Consider the following 3,876-nt stretch of genomic DNA (forward strand, 5'->3'; position numbering starts at 1 on the left):
CGGGCCCTTCGCCGCCCGCCTACCGGCGCGGGCGGACCCGGCTCAGGAGACCGCCTTCTCCCACATCTCGACGACCTTGCCGGAGGCGTCGAGCGCCGACGCCCACCCGGACGGCCAAGCCGAGCCCGACGAGGACGCCGACGCCCACCCACACGCCGACGCCGACGTCGACGCCCACCCCGACACAGACGCCGACCCCCACTCCAACGCAGACGCCCACCCCGACACCCACGCCCACGCCCACCCCGACGCCGCCCCCCACACCGCGCCTCCTGCAGCTAGGGATGACCGGGGCCGACGTCAAGGCGATGCAGCAGCAGCTCTACGCCGCCGAATGCGGATTCGTCGACAAGTCGATCATCAGCGGCACCTTCGACTACTGGACCCAGTCGGTGCTCATCGGCTACCAGAAGGACAACCGGATCCGGGGCGAGAGCGGCGTCTACGGCCCCAGGACCCAGGCCGCCCTCGCCGCGGACCCCGGCTGCTGATCCGCTCCCGTCGACACGGCGGCGGCGTCAGCCCGTGATGGCCCCGACGATGCTGACGCCCGCCAGCACCACCATGATCGCCGCCGCGACGCGCACGATCAGCTTCATCGGCACGTGCTTCAGGAGCTTCTGCCCGCCCACGATCGCGATCCCGCCGACCGCGCACAGCGCCAGCCACGAGCCGAGGCCGACGGCCAGCGGATCGGCGTACTTGGCGGCCAGGTTGGCGGTCATGATCTGGGTCAGGTCGCCGAACTCGGCCACCGCGACGACCACGAAGCTCGCCCCGGCCACCTTCCAGAAGCTGCTGGACGACGGCTCCTTGGCCGCGTGCTCGTCGTCGTCACCGCCGCCGTGGAAGAGCAGCATCGCGGCGCCGGCCAGGAAGAGCAGGCCGGTGACGCCCTCCACCCAGCGGTGCGGCAGGAGCGAGAGCAGGTGCCCGGCCACCAGGGCGAGGCCCACCTGGAGGGCGAAGGCGGCGGCGATCCCGGCGAAGACGTAGCTCGCGCGGTACTTCGTGCCGAGGACCAGGCTGGCCAGGGCGGTCTTGTCCGGCAGTTCGGCCAGGAAGATGATGCCGAACGTCAACGCGGCTACGGTCACACTCATCGGAGGATTCCCTCGGTCGGGCCGCCGGACCGCGGCAGCTCCGTCAGGGGACGCCTCGGCCCGACAGCACTGGAAACGGTCACAGCACTGCGGCCGAAGGTCTCGCCGACACCGGTCTCACGACCGCGTGCCCCGGGCGCCGGGCCCGTGGGGGCCAGTATGTCGACGGTCCGGTGGAGGGCTACTCCCCTTCAACGCCGTCCAGATTACCCGACGCCGTACGGGCTCCCCACCCGGCGGGGGCTCGGCCGCCGTCACCAGACCGCGCCCGACCAGCTCCAGCACCACCACGATCGCGACCGCCTCCACGGCCAACAGACCGACCAGCACGAAGAGTTGGACCGCCCCCGCCTGCACCGGCGAGGCCCCGCCGAGCAGCATGCCGACGAAGGCGCCGGGGAGCGTCACCAGGCCGACCGTCCGGGTCTGGTCGAGGGCGGGGACGAGCGAGGTCGCGGCGGCCGTCCGGCAGATCTCCAGGCGGGCGTCGCGCTCCTCGAAGCCCAGCGCGAGCGCCGCCTCCACCTCGCCGCGCCGCTGCCGCAGCTCGTCCAGGGCGCGCCGCCCGGCGAGCGAGGTGGCGGTGAGCCCGCCGCCGATCAGGATGCCCGCGACCGGGATGACGGACAGGCCCTTGGGCGGCAGCAGTCCGACGGCCAGCAACAGGGCGAGCACCGGCAGCACCCCGGCGCCGATCGGGGCCGCCGCCCACACCCACCCCGGGCCCGGGGTCATCCGCCGCCCGGCGGTGCGCACGGCGACGGTGAACATCAGCAGCACGAACAGCGCCGACCACCACAGCGAGCCGACCACCCAGGTGATCACCGCGGCGACGGCCGCCAGCTGCACCACCGCGCGCAGCCCGGCCCGCAGCACCGCGTGCCCGGACCCCAGCAGGCCCCACCCGGCCACCGCGACGGCGGCCAGCAGCAGGACACCGGCCACCACCCCGAGCACCGGGGTGACGGGCAGCAGCTGACCGCCCGACGCCGCGAGGGGCATCAGATCCAGCTGGTGAACCACATCCGGTCCTGCCAGGACGTCAACGGGATCACCTCCGCCGTGTAGAGCGGGTAGAAGAAGGCGAAGCACCCGACGATCGCGAGCACGATCAGCCCGGCCGCCGCCGCGCCGATGCGCCGCCGCTCGGGGGTGCTGCCGGCCGGGCCGAGGATCGCGCCGAGCATCTGGGCGACGGCCAGGCACAGGAACGGCACCAGCACGACCATGTAGAAGGAGAAGACCGTCCGCTCCTGGTACTGGAACCAGGGCAGGTAGATCCCGGCCACCGCGCACAGCACGGCGCCGGAGCGCCAGTCGCGGCGGAAGAACCAGCGCCACAGCAGGTAGACCAGCGCGAAGCAGGCCGTCCACCAGAGCAGCGGCGTGCCGAGCCCGAGGATCTGCGCCGAGCAGCCGCCGGGCGTGGTGCAGCCCCGCGTCCCGACCGGGACCTGCTCCCAGTACATGGAGACCGGGCGGCCCATGACCAGCCAGCTGAACGGGTTCGACTGGTAGGTGTGCGGGGTGCTCAGCCCGGTGTTGAAGTCGTACATCTGCGCGTGGTAGTGCCACAGGCTGCGCAGCGGCGCGGGCACCCAGCTCATCGAGACCTGCGGCAGTGGGATGCCGAGGAAGCTGTCCGGGGAGAGCCCGGGCCGGTCGTCGGCCCAGTGCCGGTCGTACCCGCCGCCGCCGTTGACGCCGCCGTTGGCCAGCCAGCCGCTCCAGGCTCCGACGTAGACGACGACGGCGGAGCCGACCACGGCGAGGAACGCGGGGACGGCGTCCCGGCGCAGCATCGAGCGCCAGGGGTGGCGGGCGCCGGCGGCGCGGCGGCCGGACTGGTCCCAGAGCACGGTCAGGATGCCGAAGGCGGCGAGGATCATGACGCCGTTCCACTTGACCGCGGCGGCGGAGCCGAGGAACACGCCGGCGGCGATCCGCCAGGGGCGCAGGCCGAGCCGGACGGCGTCGCCGTCGGTGACGGCGGCCAGCCGGGCGCGCACGTGGTCGCGGTCGACCAGGAGGCTGCCGAAGGCGGCGAGGACGAAGAACATCTGGACGCCGTCGAGCAGGCCGACCCGGCTCATCACCAGCTGGAGGCCGTCGACGGCCATCAGGAGGGCGGCGGTGCAGCCGATCAGGGTGGAGCCGAAGAGGCGGCGGCCGATCCGCGCGAGCATGAGCACGGTGACGGTGCCGAGCAGGGCGGTCATGAACCGCCAGCCGAAGGGGTGAAGGCCGAAGAGCTGCTCGCCGACGGCGATCACCCACTTGCCGAGCGGCGGGTGGGCGATGAACTCGGGGGCGGAGGTCAGCGGGACGCCCTGCGGGACGGCCAGGATGTCGGCGTTGGCGTGGTCCGGCCAGCTGCCCTCGTAGCCCTGCTTGAGCAGGGACCAGGCGTCCTTGGGGTAGTACGTCTCGTCGAAGACGAAGGCGTTGGGGTAGCCGAGGTTCCAGAACCGCAGCAGGCCGGCGAAGAGCGCGACGCCGATCGGCCCGAGCCACCCGAACCACGCGGCCCGGTCGGCCGCCGCGACGAGCGGTCCGCGCGGGACCGGTCCGGGGTCCGGGGCCGGTGCCGCCGGGGGGTGCGTGAGCGCCGCTTGCGTCATTGCCTCGCCGATTCGCCGATTCGCCGGTGTACCGCTGTCGCTGTGGCCGCCGTGCCGGCCGTGGCCGGGCGGTCGACAGGCACTGACACTATGTGGCGGTGGTCGTGAAGCCAAGCGCGACGGGCGCCGACCAGGTGACCCGGTCGGCGCCC

General features: G+C 73.4%; 4 protein-coding genes. 1 reads left to right on the forward strand and 3 read right to left on the reverse strand.

Annotated elements, in window-relative coordinates; genetic code table 11:
- Positions 1-284: 284 nt before the first annotated feature.
- Positions 285-491, forward strand: coding sequence for a peptidoglycan-binding domain-containing protein (locus AB0O00_RS31940; RefSeq protein ID WP_363657723.1), 207 nt, complete (start codon positions 285-287; stop codon positions 489-491).
- A gap of 27 nt (positions 492-518) precedes the next feature.
- Here AB0O00_RS31940 and AB0O00_RS31945 read toward each other — a convergent pair whose 3' ends face one another.
- The 3 genes from AB0O00_RS31945 to AB0O00_RS31955 all read right to left on the reverse strand — a co-directional run bounded on the left by AB0O00_RS31945 (position 519) and on the right by AB0O00_RS31955 (position 3,724).
- Positions 519-1,103, reverse strand: a complete 585-nt coding sequence (locus tag AB0O00_RS31945) for a TMEM165/GDT1 family protein (protein ID WP_363657725.1) — start codon at positions 1,101-1,103, stop codon at positions 519-521.
- A 117-nt stretch (positions 1,104-1,220) separates the two neighbouring features.
- Positions 1,221-2,105, reverse strand: coding sequence for an ABC transporter permease (locus AB0O00_RS31950; protein WP_363657729.1), 885 nt, complete (start codon positions 2,103-2,105; stop codon positions 1,221-1,223).
- A complete protein-coding gene (locus tag AB0O00_RS31955) occupies positions 2,105-3,724 on the reverse strand; it encodes a phospholipid carrier-dependent glycosyltransferase (RefSeq protein ID WP_363657727.1) in 1,620 nt (539 codons plus the stop codon). Before AB0O00_RS31955 ends, AB0O00_RS31950 begins: the two co-directional genes overlap by 1 nt.
- Between the last annotated feature and the right edge of the window lie 152 nt (positions 3,725-3,876).

The organism is Kitasatospora sp. NPDC093558 (genome assembly GCF_040683475.1).
Lineage (GTDB): Bacteria > Actinomycetota > Actinomycetes > Streptomycetales > Streptomycetaceae > Kitasatospora.

Bases quoted from the DNA above. Each gene is read 5' to 3' on its own strand.
- AB0O00_RS31955 (WP_363657727.1), bottom strand. From the start codon at position 3,724: ATGACGCAAGCGGCGCTCACGCACCCCCCGGCGGCACCGGCCCCGGAC.
- AB0O00_RS31950 (WP_363657729.1), bottom strand. From the start codon at position 2,105: ATGCCCCTCGCGGCGTCGGGCGGTCAGCTGCTGCCCGTCACCCCGGTG.
- AB0O00_RS31940 (WP_363657723.1), top strand. From the start codon at position 285: ATGACCGGGGCCGACGTCAAGGCGATGCAGCAGCAGCTCTACGCCGCC.
- AB0O00_RS31945 (WP_363657725.1), bottom strand. From the start codon at position 1,103: ATGAGTGTGACCGTAGCCGCGTTGACGTTCGGCATCATCTTCCTGGCC.